Below are 16,935 nucleotides of genomic sequence, written 5' to 3' on the forward strand. Positions count from 1 at the left end.
GAGGACGGCAAAAAGTTTGGTTCATTGAGCATTACCGGGGAAGGCGGCGCGGATTTTGAGGAAGAAGTATTCCTGGTCTCGGTAGCCGTAGGCGCGCCGCTTAATGACCTTGATAGTGTTGTTAATGCCCTCAACGATGCTGGTGTTTAGACGATGTCGGCATCTGGCCAGGATGCCATGCAGATAGCCTTTCAGACGCTGAGCGAAGGTGTTCAAGGGGGCTATTCCGCTTTGCTCGGCCTGCTCGCACCAGTGGTGCCAGGCTTGTTTTGCCCAGGCAGGTCTTCGGTAGAACCAGAGCCGCTTGAGTTCGTCCCTCAGGACATAGACCGTCAGCAGCGGCTGGTTGGCTTGCAGCAATTCGTCGAGCCGGACGGCCTGCTGCCGGTCTAGCTTGTCGCGGTTGCGCAATAACAGCCAGCGGCTCGATTTGATGACCCGGCGCGCGGGACGGTCCTGGCGCAGTTGGTTGGCCTGATCCACGCGCACCCGATCAATGACCTCTCGTCCGTACTTGGCCACGACATGGAACAAGTCATAGACGATCTCCGCCCGTGGGCAGTGGGCCTGGATTTCTAACTCGTAGGCCGTAGTCATGTCGATGGCTACGGCCTTGATGCGTTGGGCGACCCCACGCGGCAATTGCTCGAAGAACGCCCGAGCCGTCTCGCGTGAGCGTCCTGGGCCGATCCACAGCACCTGCCTGCTGATCGGATCGACGACTACCGTCGCGTACCGATGCCCTTTATGCAGGGCGAACTCGTCCATCGCTAAATACTCGATCCTGGACCAATCCGGTTCGCGCACTGACGCTCGGAGCCGGGCCTTGTCCAGCGTCTTGACGGTATGCCAACCCAGCTCGAAGAACCTCGCCACCGCCTGCACGTTGCTCGATTGCAGCAATTGGCTGCAGGCCGCCGCAAGCCGATCCGTCACCCGCTGGTAGCGACCCAGCCAAGTAAGCCGCTCCAGGCGCGGGCCACCGCATTGCTCACACAACAAGCGCCGGCGTGGAACATGAAGAACAACCCGGTACTCAAATAACGGCAGATCTCGCACCCGGCGCACCGTGGTCTCATGGACCTGGCGACATCGTGCGCCGCACTGCTCGCACAGCATCACCTTGGCGGTTGGCTTCAAATAGATCGACAGCGTGCGCCCTGTGCCCTCGGGCCACTCCACGCGTTCGACGGCATAGCCCTGCCAGCCTCCCAGCGACTCCAGCAGCTTGCGATCCAGCATCTCCACGCACTCCTGATGGCAAATTCCTGCCATCAAGAGTACGAAAACTTGTCAAATCCCTCCACGCTATTGCGCGATGAACCAAAAGTTTGGCGCACTGATCGATCGCGCCACCGCGACGTACCGCGGCAATGGCCCCGAGCGGCACCCCGACCAGAATGCCCAGTCCGAGCGCGGAGGTGGTGAGCAGCAACGTCGGGCCAAGCGCGCCAAGTACCACGTCGAGCGCCGGGCGGGAGAACCGGTACGAAATGCCGAGTTGCCCCTGCAGCAGATGCCAGAGATAGCTACCGTACTGCAAGGCCACCGGGCGATCCAGCCCCATTTCGTGACGCAGCAGCGCGCGGTCGGCTTCAGTGGCTTCGGGCGGGAGCATCAGGTGCGTCGGATCGCCGATCAGCCGCACGATCAGGAAGATCACCAGCGTGACGAGCAACACCGTGATCAGCGACTGCGCCACGCGACGCGTGAGATAGCGAATCATGCGTGTGCGCCTCCATCGGCGGTCGCGCTGGTGGACTCGTCGTCGCCCTGGAGATTGCGCGTGGCGCGATCGCGCAGTTCCAGCTTGCGGATCTTTTGACTGCCGGTCAGCGGCCAGACATCGATGAACTCCACGTAGCGCGGCACTTTGTAACTGGCGATGTGCTCGCGACAATACTGTTGCAAGGCAAAGGGCGAGATATCGGCCCCTTCCTGCCGTTCGATGTACGCGTACCCCACCTCGCCAAGGCGCGCATCGGGCACGCCCACCACAACGGCCTGCCGCACCCCCGGATAGGTCTTGAGGAACACTTCGATTTCCTGCGTCGCGACGTTGAACCCGCCTGGCTTGATCATCTCCTTTACCCGACCCCGATACGTCAGATAACCATCGCTGTCGAGCTCGCCGAGGTCGCCTGTGAGCAGCCACCCGTCGGCGTCGATGGCTTTGCGGTCTTCATCCTGCATGCGGTAGTAGCCCTTCATGACCACGTAACCGGAAATGCAAATCTGGCCGATCGAACCGGCGGGCAGTTCCTTGCCGGTTTCGATGTCGGTAATGCGCACTTTCACCCCGCGCACCGGGCGTCCGTTCGTGCGCGAGCGCTTTTCGTACGGATCGTCCCAGCGCGTGCGAACGACCGCATTGGACGTCTCGGACATGCCATACGCGCTCACCAGTTCAGGCACGCCCAGCGTGCGGCTGACCCATTCGAAAGACGCCGTGGGCAGCGGTGCGCCGGTGCCGGTGCGCAAACTCGACAGGTCGTAGTTGCCGATATCGGGGAACGCCTTGAGGTCCTGCACGATGGTGTCGACGAAGAAGCTGACCGTGATGCGCTCGCGCGCAACGAGTTCGCAGAAGAGTTGCGGCGAGAAGTGATCGGCGATGACCATGGCCGCGCCGGAAAGCGCCATCGCCAGCGTGTAGAACGTGCCCGTTGCGGTGAACAGGGGCACACACGAGAGGTAGCGGTCTTGTGCGCTCAGCCGCAGACACTGCGCCGCGTAGTGGTTATTGGCGAGCAATGCGCCGTGGCGGACCATCGCGCCCTTCGGGAACGAGGTCGTCCCCGAGGTGTAGAGAATCTGGGCGACATCGTCGGCCTTCACCTTTGCAAAGCGGCGCTCCAGCGTCCCGTCGTCCAACCGGCTCTTTCCGTGTGCTTCGACAGCATGAAAGCTCTCCATGCCAGTATGCAGGGTGCGTTCATCCGGCAGCGCGATGACACGGCGCAGGGCCGGCATGCGCTCGCACTGCCACGCGCCACGCCGCTGTGTGGTCCAGTCGGGCACGAGCTGCGCGAGAATGTCGAAGTAACGCACGCCCCGCCCCGATGCGCCGCCTCGCTCCTGAACGATAAGCGTGGTGGCCTCCGACTGGCTGAGTACATATGCCACGTCGCTGTCGCGAAACCGGGTGTTCACAGGGACGAGCACCGCGCCGATGAGGGGCACGGCCCAGCGAGCGATCAGCCACTCCGTGCTGTCGGACATCCACAAGGCCACGTTTTCGCCGGGCCCGACACCCAGCGACATCAGGCCGCGCGCGAATGCATGAATGCGCTGCACGAGCTGGCCGAAGGTCAGGCGCGTGTCGCCATGGACCACAGCCTCGCGCTCGCCATGCGCTTGGGCGATCCATGTCAGCGCGCTCGCGAACGTCTCATGCGTCCAGTCGATCGCGTCGACCCGCGCGGCCGCCACCGCCGAGGCGGTATGCGCCGGAGGTGGGGCACTGTCCTGTCGTTTCATGTTCGGATTCATCGGTTCGGTTCTACTCTCGTTGCCTGAGTTCTCGACATCACGAAGGTCACTTCCAGCTCAGGCTGCGCAGGTTGTAATACCCGCTGCCGTGCTGCGGCTCCCAATTGAGCTTCACGTCCTGTGCGAAGGTGTAATAAAGCTCGGTGATCAGCACGGCATGGCCGTCGTCGTGCAACAGGCGGCCAATCTTTTTGAAGATCTCGTCGCGTTGTTCGCGCGAGGTCGCTGCGTCGCCCTGTGCCACGAGTTTCTCGACTTCCGGGTTGAAGTAATCCGACCACGTGCCGTCCTTCGTTGCGGCGCCGCTGATCGGATGGACCGGGTCGTAGATGGCATTGGAGAACTGCATCATCGTCATCGGGCCGCCCTTGTGGGTGTTGTTCAGGCGACTCCACGCGGCGTAATCGATGACCTTCACATTCGTCTTCACGCCGACGGCCGACCAGTACGCCGCGATCACCTCACAGAGTTCCTTCGGGTTGTCTGTCGGGCACAGCAGGTCGGTTGTAAAGCCGTTCGGATAGCCGCCTTGCGCCAGCAATTTCTTCGCCTGCGCGGGATCGTACGGATACGGCTTGAGCGTGCGGTCGACGCCGTACGGATAGCTGGACGAGACATACGAGGACATCTGAGCGCCCACGCCATGCAACGCCTGTCCGATGATCGCCTTGGTATCGAGCGCGTAGTTCAGTGCAAGGCGCACCTCGCGCTTCGAGAGCGGCGTGCCCGGCACGTTGGAGTACAGCCGCACGGCGAGCGGACTGCCCACGGGAACCGACTTGACGGTGAGGCCGGCGTTGGCCTTCAGGCGCGCTACGTCGACGCTCGGTACATAGTCGATTGCATCGACCTCACCGTTGAGCAGCGCATTGATGCGGCTACTCGCCTCGGGAATGACCTTGAAGACAAGCCGCTTGATGCCCGGTTTCGCGCCCCAGTAGCCGTCGGAACGCTCGAGCGTCACCGATTGCCCGCTCTTCTGTTCGACGAACTTGTACGGGCCGGAACCGACCGGCGCGCGTGCGAACGCCTCGGGCGACGCGAGTCCTTCGGTGTAGGCCTTCGGCACCAGCAGCAGATAACCTGCGATCTTGTTGAGAAACGCCCCGTCCTGTCGTTTCAGATGAAACACGACGGTCGTGTCGTTCGGCGCATCCACGCGGTCGACGAGGTTCGCGAAGTATGGCCGCCGCGTGCTCTTCGTTTCCGGCGCGACGATGCGCTCAAGCGAATACTTCACATCCCTGGCCGTGAGCTTCGCGCCGTTGTGAAATTTGACGTCGCTGCGCAGCGTGAACGTGTACTGAAGGCCGTCGGGCGCGATCTTCACGCCGGTGGCCACACTGGGCTTCAGGTTGCCGTCGATGTCGAACGCGTACAGCGAGTCGAACAACTGCCAGCCGTAGCGCTGAGAATCGCCCGTAGCGGCGACCTGAGCGTCGAGGTTATTGATATCTTTGCCGACGGCGAACACTACCGTGTCGCGGTCGAGGGCGGGCTTCCCGCCAATGGCGTGTGCCGCTGTCGACGTCAGAAGCGCCGCGCACAGCGCGATACCCAACCCGATCCACGCCACCTTGCGTGACCCTGCATGCAATGCCCGTGTGTGCATTGAATTCTCCGAAGAAGAGCGATGAACGAAGCGATACCCGGTTGACAACAATCAACTGAGGTTAGCGCAACGTTTCCGGCCCGCCCTTGACATAGATGATCTGCCCCGAAACGAACGACGCGTCTTCGCTGCAAAGGAAAGCGACGACATTGGCGATGTCACGAGGAACACCGACGCGGCCGAGCGGAATGCTCTTGGCGCGCTGCCGTTTGTATTCTTCGGGATCGATGCCACGACGCTCCGCCGTCTGACGCGTCATTTCGGTGTCGACGAACCCCGGCGCTACCGCGTTGACGTTGATGTTGAAGGGGCCCAGCTCGATGGCGGCGGTGCGTGTGAAGGCTTGTAACCCCGCCTTGGCCGACGAGTAGTTCGCCTGCCCGCGATTGCCGAGTGCCGATGTGGAAGAGAGATTGACGATCTTGCCGCTGCGTTGTTCGACCATGTGTCGCTGCGCGGCGCGCGTGCACAGAAAAGTGCCGCGCAAATGGACGTTCATGACGCGATCCCAGTCGTCCACAGACATCTTGAACAGCAGATTGTCTCGTGTGACGCCTGCGTTGTTCACGAGGACGTCCAGTCCGCCGAGTTGCGCGATCACCTGCGCGAAGAGCGTTTCGACTTGCGCCTCATCCGTGACGTCGCAGCCGAAGCCGACGGCGTCATGCCCGCCGTCGCGCTTCAGCGCTTCGGCGGCGGATTGCGCAGCGTCTGCCGAGATATCGCAGATCGCCACGCGCGCACCCTCCTGCGCGAACCGTTCGGCCGTTGCGTAGCCGATGCCACGCGCGCCGCCCGTCACTAGAACCACCTTTCCCTGGAAGCGATTGCTCATGCGCTTGCGTCTCCTGGTTGTGGCGCTGCCTGATCTGTGTCGGCAGTCGTCGTAATGGAAACCAGTCTAATCACGCATGATGCGACGGTCAATATTTGAAACAAACTACTTTGCTTGAATTTCATCAGGGATAACTCTCAGTTCAATCGATACACCATCGGTTATCTTTATAACGCAAGCGTGAGCCAGTCTTTATATGGATTTTTGCTTAGCAAATCACCGCACTTCGTTCGCGGTTTTCTGCGAAAATTAACGCGTCATTAATTCCACCATTTGAACATTAGGATAAGGTCGCAAGAATGGGCATCCGAGGTCCGGTTCATTTCAATCGCTCGAAGTACCCGGATGCCCGGCATGCATCAGGCGCGCCGCATGTCGACGGAATTCGCTTCGCCTCGTGCTGCCGCGGCGTCGCACGCGCGAGCTGCGTTCCGACCGGCAATTCGCCCGCCGACGATGCATTCCGCCAGATTGCCGCCCGCCATATAGATATGCCCGAACACACTGCCGAGTTCGCCTGCTGCATAGAGGCCGGCAATCGGCTCGCCGAAGGGGTCCAGTACCCGCTGAGCGGCGTCGTGTACAGGGCCACCTTGCGTGTTGATGACGACCGGCCACAGCGACGCGGCATAGAACGGCCCCTCAGTGAGCGGCGTCATCGTTTCGGGGCGGCGGCCGAACGCATCGTCGTGGCCCGCCTCGCAACCGGCATTCCATTCGCGCACCGTGCGCGCGAGTCCTGCCGCGTCGATGCCCAGTTTTTCCGCCAGCGCGTCGAGTGTGTCGGCTTTTTGCAGCAAGCCGTTCTCCACCTCCTTCAGGTTGTCGCTGCTCCATTCGTACCAAGCCTCGCGATCGTTCGTGATCGAGCGCCCCATCGGATACATGCGCCGTCCGGCCTCGTCAAAGATCAGGTACGACGGCAGGCGGTCATGCCGGTAGGCCGACGGGTCGTAGTGATCGAACTGGCGCACTCCGGTGTCGGATATGTACGGCGGATACTCATTGACGTAGCGGCGTCCGCGCTGATCCACGACGATCCATGCCATCTTCGGCAAGGGTTTTGTCTCGCGCTCGGGCGTCCACATTGGCAGGATTTTGGCGTAGATGCCAAACGGATACGACGGGTCGGGATGTCGGATGCCATACGGCCCGTGGTGGTGCCACATATGCCAGAGCGCCGCGCCTGCGGCCTGCGCCATGCGGATCCCGTCGCCAGTGTTGCCGCGAAAGCTGCCTGGCAGAACGGGCGTCGAGACAAAGAACTGACGCTTCATCTCCTCATCCGCTTCGAATCCACCGCAGGCGAGCACGACGGCGCGTTGCGCGCGCACGCGCAGCGATTCGTCGCCGCGACGCACTCGTACACCAAGCACTTCGCGCCGCTCACCCTGCTCCAGTCGTTCGACGCGGGTGGAGAGCCAGACGTCGATGCGCCCTTGTGCGCTTCGCGCCTCGACGTTGTCGAGCAGCAGCTTGAAGAGCAGACACCCTGGGCGGAATGGCCGTGCGGCGAGGTAGCCGGCCGGATCGCCGAAGCCGGGAATCGATTCAATGTCGGCATAGGCCAGCGAGTCGCAGCCGGGGAACGGATAGTTGCCGAGCGCCGCGTCGACGCGAACGACGGCGTCGTTCGTGCGCGCCAGTTCGCGCAGATAGTCGGGCACTTCCGTCATGCCGACGGCGAGCGCGCGCAACACGTCGTCCGGCGTGCGGCCACCGCACGTGTGTTGCAGGTAGGCAAATGCCGCGTCGGCATCGTCGCAGACGCGCACGCCGCCGGCGGACAAGATCGAAATGCCGCCGGGGTCGGGCATCTTTTCAATCAGCAGTACTCGCGCACCCGCATCCGCTGCCTCGATGGCGGCAACCGCACCTGCCGCACCGTAACCCACGACGACGACGTCGTAAGTCGCATGCCACTGCGCGTGCGCACCTCGCTGTTCCGAAGCTTTCAAGAATGCAACCATGTGTCGACGACTCCTCGTTGTTCACTGACCATCATCTGTTGAGCCATTTATCACCACCCGGAGGAAACCGAGATGTCCCACCAAGCTATTCGCTCTGAAATCACCGGCACCGTTTGTCATGTGCTTGTCGCCGAGGGCGACACGGTGTCCGAAGATCAGGCGCTGCTCATGGTCGAATCGATGAAGATGGAGATTCCCGTCATCGCGCCGCGCGCCGGGCGTGTGACGAAAGTGCACTTCAATGTGGGCGATCCGATTGGCGAGGGGGACGTTGCCGTGAGTCTCGACGCCTGAAGGCTGCGCCCTCGCCTGCCCGTTTGGTCGAGTCGCCGTGCGTCGCATCGCGTGACGCACGGCGAAACGCGTCTCAATGCCAGGCCACCTTGCGGAAGTTCAGGAAGCCCGAGCCTTGCTGCACTTCCCATGTCAGCGTCTTCTTCTTCGCGAAGACGTTGAAAAGTTCCGTCACGAGCACAGCCGAGGCGTCGTCGTGGAGGATCTTGCCGATCTTGCGGAAGAGCGCGCCGCGTGCTTCGGCGCCGGTTGTCGTGTCGAGTTGTTTGAGGAGTGCCTCGACCTCCGGGTTGTAGTAGTCGGACCAGGCGCCGTCCTTCGAGAACGATCCCGCTACCGGATGGATCGGGTCGTAGATCGCGTTGGTGAACTGAGTGGTCGTCATCGGCCCGGTCTTGTGCGTGTTGTTCAGGCGACTCCACGCGGCGTAGTCGATTCGATTGATGTCCACTTTGACGCCGACTTGCCCCCAATAGGCGGCCAGCGCTTCGGCAAACTCTTTGGGTGTCCCGACGGCGTCGTAGAGCTTGATCGAGAAGCCGTTCGGGTAGCCGGCCTGCTTGAGCAGTGCGCGCGCTTTTGCCGGGTCGTAGGGGTACGGTGCGACGCTCGGGTCGCCGCCATAAGGGAAGTACTTCGAGATGAAAGTGCCCATCGGCGCGCCAACGCCGTGGAAAACACCTTTGATGATGGCGTTGGCGTCGACTGCGTAATTGAGTGCGAGCCGAACGTCGCGCTTGGCCAGCGGCGAGTCCGGGACGTTTGAGTACAGGCGCACATGCATGGGCGACGACACCGGGTTCGTGATGACGTCCAGGGCAGCGTCCTGGCGCAGCCTCGCAACTTCGGCGAGGGGGATCATGGCGGCGATATCCACTTCGCCGGACACGATCGCATTCACGCGACTCGACGGCTCCGGGATGTACTTGAATACCAGCGTCTTGATGGCGGGTTTATCACCGTAAAAATCGTCGAAACGCTCGAGCTCGAGGTATTGCCCGACCTTGTTCGTCTTTACGCGATAGGGCCCTGAGCCGATGGGCGCTGCCGCGAACGCTTCTACGTTCGGCAGTGACGATGTGTACTTCTGTGGAACGATGAACAGGAAGCCTGCAATCTTGTTGAGGAAGACGCCGTCCGGCTGCTTCAGGCGAATGCGGACCGTCAGCGGATCGGGCGTGTCGATGGCGTCGATGACGGGGGGCGAAATATGGGCGTCGCGTACTTTTCGACGCAGGGTCGATCACGCGCTCGATGGAGTACTTCACATCGCCCGATGTGAACAGGTCGCCGTTATGAAACTTGATATTCGGCCTGAGCTTGAACGTATAGGTCAGACCGTCGGAGGACATGGTGTAGCTGCTCGCCATGCGCGGCACGATGTTGCCCTTGGTATCGAAGCCATAGAGCGTGTCGAAGATCGACATCGCGTAGCGCTGGGAATCGCCGCTCGCCGTGATGAGCGCATCGAGGCTCTGGATTTCCTTGTCGAGGGCCACGACCAGTGTGTTTCGATCGACGGCGGGCCCCGTCTTGTCGGCTGCCATCGCGCACGATGCCCCCATTGCGCCCAGCGCTCCCGCGGCCAGTGCGGCCACTGCCGCCCCTGCCCGCAACCCCGATGCCATGCGCGTTACGACGCGCCGTCCCGTCAAACGATTCATTTCGACCTCTCTTAATTTGTACACATATTGGAATTACAGAAGCATCGAAAACCCCACCCGGATTTGCGCCGATTTATCTGGCGCGTTGTTGAAATATCCGCTATAAAAGCTAGGAAACATGATTAACGATGTCAATAAGCGATCATACCGACACGACATCGATACTCGCGTGGCACACCATATAATCGTTATCTATTTCAATATATGGATATGCGGAAAGGCCCGCTTGCTTTCCGTGCCTATCGCACCGCCAGGACACTCATGGACAAACGCAAGATCGAAGAACTGCAACACCGCCGCGACGCCATCCGGGCGTCGACTTCGGCGTCCGCCATCGACAAGCTGCGCGAACAAGGCAAGCTCACGGCGCGCGAGCGCATCGCGTTGTTGCTCGACGATGGCAGCTTCATCGAAATGGGCGTGCATGCGCACAGCGCGCATCCGTCATTACGCGAACGCACCCCGGCTGACGGCATCGTGACCGGGCACGGCACCATCGACGGACGCATCGTCTACGTCGCAGCGGACGATGCGACGGTGCTGGGCGGCACACGAGGACGTGTGGGAGAAATCAAGATCGCGCGCGTGCGCGATGCTGCGTTGCGTCACAAAAAGCCGTTCATTGCGCTGATGGAAGCCGGTGCGGCGCGTGTGCAGGAGAGTTTCGGTGCGATGGCTGCAAACATGGGCGCGCGCTTTGCGGATCACTTCCGTATGTCCGGTCAGATTCCGCAGCTCGCCGCGATTCTCGGACCGGCATTCGGCGGTCCGTCCTTCACTGCCGCGCAATCCGATTTCACCGCACTCGCGCGTGGCACGGGCGTGATGGGGATGTCGGGCCCCCTCGTCGTGAAGGTCGGCACCGGCGAGATGGTCACTCCCGAGGCGATTGGTGGCGCGGAGGTCAGCGAGACCGTCACCGGTCAGGCCGACTACGTCGGTGACACCGAAGCGGACACGCTGCGCAGTCTGCGAACGTTCCTGTCGTTTCTCCCGAGCCACAGCGGCGAGTTGCCGCCGGTCGTCGAGGCGAAGCCTGCGGCCGTCGACACGGAAGAAGGACGCGAGAAGCTGCGCGCGCTCATCCCGGATATCGGGCGTCAGGCGTACGACATGAAGCGCGTGTTGAGCCTGATCGTCGACACAGGCGACCTCTTCCATTACCGACCGCGCTACGGCCCCAATCTGATTACGGCGCTCGGACGAATCGACGGGCAACCGGTCGGCTTCGTCGCGTCGAATCCGATGGCGCGCGGCGGTGTGATGGACGAGAAAACCGCACAGAAGGCGCGCAAGTTCGTCGACGTTTGCGACGCCTTTCATGTCCCGCTCGTCTTCATTTGCGACGCGCCGGGCTTTCTTGTGGGCCCCGACATCGAGAAGCACCGCATGGTGTCGCTCGCTGCCCGGCTGCTCAACACCGTGTGTGCTGCGTCAGTCCCCAAGATTACGTTCGTCGCCCGCAAAGCCATCGGTCTGGCGTATCTCGCGATGTGCGGCCGCGCCATGCGTCCCGACTATCTTGCGGCTTGGCCGGGGGCGCATTTCGACGTCATGGGGCCTGAAGCCGGTGTCGAACTGGTGTTCGGCCGGGAGATTGCCGCCGCACCGGATCCGGCCGCGCGCAAGGCGGAGATCATGGCGCGTCTTGACGAGCAGTCGAGCGCCTACGAGGCCGCGGCACAGGGCTGGATCGACGACGTGATCGACCCTGCGGAAACGCGCGACGCGATCCGGCAGGCGCTTGCGGCGGCAGCCGATTCACGTCAGCCGGGATTCAAGCACCGCATCGATCCCTGAGACAACCCACTACGTGCCTATCTATCTACGAATCCCGACATTGCGACCATGACTATCGACTTCAGTGTGAGCGACGGCGTCGCGACGGTGCGGTTAAACCGCCCCGAAGCGCTCAATGCTATCGACTATCCGATGCGCACGCGACTGCAGGCGCTTTGGCGGCACATCGGTGGCGCGCCGGAGATTCGCGCGGTCATCATCACGGGGGCCGGGGATCGTGCATTCAGTAGCGGCGCTGATCTTCGGCACACGCCGCCCCCGACGACATCGTTCGCAGCACAGATCTTTCGCGGCGAAGGCGCTGAACCGGAGACGGGATCGCTCACGCTGGGCATGGACTTCGACACTCCTATGATTTGCGCTTTCAATGGGCTGGCGTACGGTGGCGGACTCGAAATCGGACTGGCATGCGACATCCGCATCGCGGCCGATACGGCCCGCTTCGCATTGCCGGAGGTGACCGTCGGCGCCATGCCCGGCTCAGGTGGAACGCAGCGGTTGCCGCGTCTGATTGGCAGCGCGAACGCCATGTGGATGCTGCTGACCGGCGAAGCCATCGACGCCAAGACAGCACTGCGTATCGGCCTTGTGAGTCACGTTGTCGCGCAGAACGCGCTTATGGAGGTGGCGACGTCGATCGCACGCCGCATTGCAGACGGCGCGCCGCTCGCGGTGCGGGCGATCAAAAAGGCGGCACGCGACGGCATGGACATGCCACTGTCGCCTGCGCTGAACTACGAGCGTCATCTGTGGGGGCTGTTGCGCGACACCGAAGATCGCAAGGAAGGACGTGAGGCTTTCGCTGCAAAGCGCGAAGCGGTGTTTCGAGGCCGCTGACGGCGTACCGGTTTGCGAGACAATATCGGTTTACTTCGTCTTTCGAACACTGTGGCGCCACACCCGCTCGACGATGCCTCGCCACCTGTTCCTCAGCGTCACTTTGTCTGCCTTCGGCAGACACCGAAACGGATAGATTTTGATGAGCCTGCCCCCACGATATGCCAGCGATATTGCCGACCCCTCGTCCGAGGACGTTGCCGATCGCATCGCCGACGCCGCAGACTTCGTGCCCGACCTCACGACGAACGGTAGCCATGCAAGTGCCGCTGCGGGACGTCGCGCGAGCGAAGGCACGCAGAGCATTCAACGCGCCATCGCCGTGCTGCGCCTCATTGCCATGTGCGGCCCGCAGGGATTGCGTCTTCATGAGATCGCCGAGGGCCTGGCGTTGGAGCGCATCACGGCGCATCGCATCGTCAAAGGGTTGGCCTTCAGCAACATGCTGCAACTCGACCCGCAGGCGCGCCGTTACACGCTCGGCCATACGGCGTATCTGCTTGGCCTCAACGCGTCGCCGGCATTCGATCTTCGGGAGCGCTGCCAGCCAACGTTGCGACGGCTGGCCGACCTGACGGGCGACTCCGTCTTTCTGATGGTGCGAAGCGGGCATGAAGCCGTGTGCTTCGATCATTTGCAGGGCAGCTACCCGATTCGTACCCATAGCCTGAAGATCGGCGCGCGCCGGGCGCTCGGCGCAGGCGCGGGCGCCATGGCGTTGCTCGCTGCGTTACCCGACAGCGCCGTAGAAGCTGCCATCGCGGCGAACGCCGTGCATTTACCCCGCTATCGCGACATCTCGCCAGCGCGCCTGCGCGAGCTGGTCGCACGAACGCGCGCAGACGGCTATGCGACGAACGTGCAAACCGTGATCGCCGACGTGAGCGCCATCGGCATGACGTTGCCGCGCAAGGAAGGTCCGGCGTTCGTCTCGATCAGCGTTGCGTCGATTGCGTCTCGAATGACCGGTGCGCACCTTGAGGAGGCGCTGCATGCGCTGCGTCTCGAATCCGATGCCCTCGGTCGTCACCTTGACGATGCACGGGTTGCCTGGGGGGGATTGGCTGACAGCCTTTGTGGCTGACGCACGCCCGTACCGCGACTCCTCGGCAGCGCTTTTGCGCGCCCGTTGCGGTAGAGAATGAAAACGACGAAGGAGACAACATGTTTGCGAAGGTCCTCGTAGCGAATCGTGGTGCGGTCGCAGCACGCATCATCCGTGCGTTGCGCGAGATGAACATTCGTTCCGTGGCGGTCTGTTCCGAAGCGGATGCCACACTCCCCTACCTGGCGCAAGCCGACGAGGTGTACGCCATCGGTCCCGCACCCGCCATGTCGAGCTACCTCGATCAGGATCGTCTGATCGACGTGCTGGAACGCTCCAAGGCGGATGCCGTGCACCCGGGGTACGGCTTCCTTTCGGAGAACGCGGCCTTTGCGCGCCGCGTGATGGAAGCCGGGGCAACGTTCATCGGTCCGTCGCCGCGCTGGATCGAAGCGATGGGGCACAAGACCCGCGCACGAGAACTGATGGCCCGCTATGGCATGCCCATGTCGCCCAGTTCGGGATTGCTCGACGACCATGCCGACTCGATCAGTGCTGCCGCGCGCGCCATCGGATACCCGGTGCTGATCAAGCCAGCGGCCGGAGGCGGTGGCATCGGCATGGTGCCGGCGCGCGACGAAGTTTCGCTGCTTGCGGCGATCGCGCAGGCGCGCTCCGTTTCCCAAAAGAGTTTCGGCAACGGCGAGCTTTATCTGGAGAAGCTCATCGAGCGCCCACGCCACATCGAGTTTCAGATCCTTGCGGACAAGGCGGGTAACGCATGCCACCTGTTCGAGCGCGATTGTTCGGTGCAGCGCCGTCATCAGAAGGTCGTCGAGGAATCGCCTGCCCCGCTGTTGCCGCGTCGCGATATGGAGACCACGGCCGAGAAAATTGCCGGGCTGCTTCAAGAGATCGGTTACGACGTCATCGGCACTGCCGAAACGCTGTTCGGCGCCGATGGCACCTGCAATTTCCTTGAGATGAATACGCGCTTGCAGGTCGAGCATGCGGTCACGGAAGCCATCACGGGCATCGATCTGGTGACCTCGCAAATCCGTCTGGCCGAGGGGGAAGCGCTGGCGACGGTGATACCCGATTCGCCACGTGTGAACGGCCACGCTATCGAAGTGCGTGTGTACGCCGAGGATCCGGTGCGCTTCTTTCCGTCGCCCGGAAAGCTGGACACCTTCGATCTCCCCAAGGGAGAGGGCATTCGCGTCGAGACCGGATATGGGCCGGGCAATACCGTTACACCGTACTACGACCCGCTGCTGGCGAAGGTCATCGTGCACGCGACAGACCGCGCCGCGGCGATTCGCCGGATGCGCGAAGCGTTGAGCGCGACCGAAATCCGCGGGGTGAAAACGAATATCCCGTTCGCGCTCCAGGTGCTTGACGACGAGCATTTTCAGCTCGGACACATCCACACCGGGCTGGGGGCCGATATTCTCGCTGCCGCACGTCATTGAACCGACCTCGCCGCCCACCGGGAAACCGCCGTATTGCTTGGCCTCCGGAATGCCCGACAGTTGCAGCAAAGGGAGTGCAGCGCCGCCCGCGCCGGTGAACACATTACGTGCGTCCACCGTCTGGATCTTCGAGCTGTCGTTCATATCGAACGCGCACACGCGCCAGTTGCCGTCTTCGTTGCGGGTTATGGAACGCACTTCGTAACCGGTCGAAACTTTCACACCGAACTTTTCGGTCAGGTGCTTGTAGAACTGACGGGTAATTTCGCCCAGATTGACGTCCGTGCCGAGCGGCGAGCGCGTGGCGGTGACCACTTCGTCGGGCTTGCGGCCTTCCATCATGATCGGGATCCACTCGGCGATCTTCGCCGGGTCGGTCGTCATTTCCATGCCAGCGAACAGCGGCGACGCCTTCAAGGCTTCCACGCGCTTCTTGATGAACTCGCGGCTCTCTGCACCGAACACGAGGTTCATGTGCGGCGTGGAGTTGATGAATTCACGTGGATTGCCCAGCACGCCCTGACGGACCCGATGCGACCAGAACTGGCGCGAGATCTGGAAGTTCTCGTCGATGTTGATGGCCTGGGTGATATGGAGACGCGATGCGTTTTACTCACGGGGAACGTCTTTCGCGCGTCGCAATGATGCCCGGTGGCGATAGCGCAGACATCTGATCAACTCTTCGGTGTAGGGCAACGCGGCAAAGATTACTGCCGCCACGAGCACGCATAGCGTGTATGCCAACGGCACGGCGCTCGGCGACATTGAGAGGTCGGACGTCACGCCTCCGGCCAGCGTGTTCCACAACTCGCCAGCGTTGACGCCGATGATCAAAGTCACTGCGCAGATCGGCAAGAGTTCGAGAAAGCTATGGATATGCTGTTCGATCGTTGAAATGTCCCGGTGCTGCTTTGCATAGTGGACGTCCCATAGGGCCGTAAATTCGTGAAGCACGATCCCCAAAACCATAATGGCAATCACGATCGGGTTGATCTGAAAGAGCAATGCGATCATCAGCGGAATACCCACTTCCAGCATTTGCGCGACGTGCATGGCAGACTCTTTCGTGCCTGCGTTTTCTTCGATACGCGAGCGTCGGTGGCACACCCAGTCGGCAAACCCCGCCAGCAGCCATACCGGTATGATCCAGTAGCGGATGTACAGATCGACAAAGTCCGACAGGTCTGAAGTCAAGGGGTCCGAAGCATGGCAGGCACGGTGAGCAATGTGACAGTCGAGGGCAAGGCGGTACGTTCTGCGCTCCGCCCTCGCCTGACACGATCAATGACGTTGCGAAACCATCTTCTCGCGCGCCTGTTCCGCGCGCGACGCACCGATGGCCGATTCGACGTGCTTCCTTTCTTCGGGTGGCGGCAATACCGCCGGGAATCCCAACGTGTCAATCCATAGTTCGCGAGCCCAGCCCATCGTGTGATACAGATGGTGGTCTTCTTCATGCTCGACCGCCTTCACGGCTTCGGCCAGGACCTTCGACAGTTCTCCTCCCGATTTCTCGGCGACCGTGGCAAGCAGTTCCCAGTTCTGGTGATCCTTCGTTTCCGCCAGCACGACACACTCGGCTGCGGCGATTTCCGCCAGTGCTGCGTCGCCGGATCCGGCGGCCAACGTCATCGCCTTGACAAGCGAGGCTCCGTGATGCGCCACAACCTCACGTCCGGGCGTCTTTTCTTGCGGATTCAGCCCGAGCGCCGTCAGAACCTTTAAAAGCACGCGCTGGTGATTCTTTGTCTGACTGAGGTATTCCGTCCATTCTTTCCGAAGGTCTGCATTTTTTACGCACGTGAGCGCGGTTTCATAGACCTTTTCTCCACCCAGCTCGGTCTCGTAAGCCTGAAATAGAAGCTCGCGAATGCCTTGCTCGCTTGGTTGTTTCTTCGTAGACGCCATCATTTC

The 16,935-nt window shown here is 61.9% G+C and carries 13 protein-coding genes and 2 pseudogenes; 5 read left to right on the forward strand and 10 right to left on the reverse strand.

Going from position 1 to position 16,935, the window contains the following annotated elements; genetic code table 11:
- Nucleotides 1–21 precede the first annotated feature (21 nt).
- From MB84_RS12085 to MB84_RS12110, 6 genes are all read right to left on the reverse strand, one after another.
- Nucleotides 22–1,182 (reverse strand): ISL3 family transposase, encoded by a 1,161-nt coding sequence (locus MB84_RS12085; protein ID WP_052653238.1) that lies wholly within the window; start codon nucleotides 1,180–1,182, stop codon nucleotides 22–24.
- Nucleotides 1,076–1,726 carry an ABC transporter permease gene (locus MB84_RS30950; RefSeq protein ID WP_245725544.1) on the reverse strand — a complete coding sequence of 217 codons (651 nt, stop codon included), beginning with the start codon at nucleotides 1,724–1,726 and terminating at the stop codon, nucleotides 1,076–1,078. The genes MB84_RS12085 and MB84_RS30950 overlap by 107 nt, the downstream gene beginning before the upstream one ends.
- Nucleotides 1,723–3,480, reverse strand: a complete 1,758-nt coding sequence (locus MB84_RS12095) for an AMP-binding protein (RefSeq protein ID WP_169835002.1) — start codon at nucleotides 3,478–3,480, stop codon at nucleotides 1,723–1,725. Before MB84_RS12095 ends, MB84_RS30950 begins: the two co-directional genes overlap by 4 nt.
- A 58-nt stretch (nucleotides 3,481–3,538) precedes the next feature.
- A complete protein-coding gene (locus tag MB84_RS12100) occupies nucleotides 3,539–5,104 on the reverse strand; it encodes an ABC transporter substrate-binding protein (protein WP_046291952.1) in 1,566 nt (521 codons plus the stop codon).
- A gap of 61 nt (nucleotides 5,105–5,165) precedes the next feature.
- Entirely contained in the window at nucleotides 5,166–5,939 is a 774-nt protein-coding gene (locus tag MB84_RS12105) for an SDR family NAD(P)-dependent oxidoreductase (protein ID WP_046291953.1), read from the reverse strand.
- Between the two features lie 359 nt (nucleotides 5,940–6,298).
- The gene (locus tag MB84_RS12110; RefSeq protein WP_046291954.1) at nucleotides 6,299–7,909 is read right to left on the reverse strand and encodes an FAD-dependent oxidoreductase; all 1,611 of its coding nucleotides are present in this window, start codon (nucleotides 7,907–7,909) and stop codon (nucleotides 6,299–6,301) included.
- Between the two features lie 72 nt (nucleotides 7,910–7,981).
- Between MB84_RS12110 and MB84_RS12115 the strand changes: the two genes are divergently transcribed.
- Nucleotides 7,982–8,203 carry a biotin/lipoyl-binding carrier protein gene (locus MB84_RS12115; RefSeq protein WP_046291955.1) on the forward strand — a complete coding sequence of 74 codons (222 nt, stop codon included), beginning with the start codon at nucleotides 7,982–7,984 and terminating at the stop codon, nucleotides 8,201–8,203.
- A 73-nt stretch (nucleotides 8,204–8,276) separates the two neighbouring features.
- Here MB84_RS12115 and MB84_RS12120 read toward each other — a convergent pair.
- Nucleotides 8,277–9,867 (reverse strand): annotated as a pseudogene (locus tag MB84_RS12120) (ABC transporter substrate-binding protein).
- Nucleotides 9,868–10,128: 261 nt separating this feature from the next.
- Here MB84_RS12120 and MB84_RS12125 point away from each other — a divergent pair.
- The 4 genes from MB84_RS12125 to MB84_RS12140 all read left to right on the forward strand — a co-directional run bounded on the left by MB84_RS12125 (nucleotide 10,129) and on the right by MB84_RS12140 (nucleotide 15,021).
- Nucleotides 10,129–11,667: an acyl-CoA carboxylase subunit beta gene (locus MB84_RS12125; RefSeq protein WP_046291956.1), complete on the forward strand. Its 1,539-nt coding sequence runs from the start codon at nucleotides 10,129–10,131 to the stop codon at nucleotides 11,665–11,667.
- 48 nt (nucleotides 11,668–11,715) lie between these two features.
- Nucleotides 11,716–12,504 (forward strand): enoyl-CoA hydratase/isomerase family protein, encoded by a 789-nt coding sequence (locus tag MB84_RS12130; protein WP_046291957.1) that lies wholly within the window; start codon nucleotides 11,716–11,718, stop codon nucleotides 12,502–12,504.
- A 142-nt stretch (nucleotides 12,505–12,646) separates the two neighbouring features.
- The gene (locus MB84_RS12135; RefSeq protein WP_052653246.1) at nucleotides 12,647–13,588 is read left to right on the forward strand and encodes an IclR family transcriptional regulator; all 942 of its coding nucleotides are present in this window, start codon (nucleotides 12,647–12,649) and stop codon (nucleotides 13,586–13,588) included.
- Nucleotides 13,589–13,668: 80 nt separating this feature from the next.
- On the forward strand, nucleotides 13,669–15,021 hold the full coding sequence (locus tag MB84_RS12140) for an acetyl-CoA carboxylase biotin carboxylase subunit (protein WP_046291958.1): 1,353 nt from the start codon (nucleotides 13,669–13,671) through the stop codon (nucleotides 15,019–15,021).
- A 63-nt stretch (nucleotides 15,022–15,084) separates the two neighbouring features.
- On the opposite strand, the pseudogene MB84_RS28960 reads toward MB84_RS12140, so the two are convergent.
- The 3 genes and pseudogenes from MB84_RS28960 to MB84_RS12155 all read right to left on the reverse strand — a co-directional run.
- A pseudogene (locus tag MB84_RS28960) lies at nucleotides 15,085–15,612 on the reverse strand (malate:quinone oxidoreductase); the annotation flags it as partial.
- A gap of 18 nt (nucleotides 15,613–15,630) precedes the next feature.
- A complete protein-coding gene (locus MB84_RS12150) occupies nucleotides 15,631–16,215 on the reverse strand; it encodes a hypothetical protein (RefSeq protein ID WP_052653248.1) in 585 nt (194 codons plus the stop codon).
- An 87-nt stretch (nucleotides 16,216–16,302) separates the two neighbouring features.
- On the reverse strand, nucleotides 16,303–16,932 hold the full coding sequence (locus tag MB84_RS12155; protein ID WP_245725545.1) for a hypothetical protein: 630 nt from the start codon (nucleotides 16,930–16,932) through the stop codon (nucleotides 16,303–16,305).
- Between the last annotated feature and the right edge of the window lie 3 nt (nucleotides 16,933–16,935).

Origin of the sequence: Pandoraea oxalativorans (genome assembly GCF_000972785.3) — a bacterium.
GTDB lineage: Bacteria > Pseudomonadota > Gammaproteobacteria > Burkholderiales > Burkholderiaceae > Pandoraea > Pandoraea oxalativorans.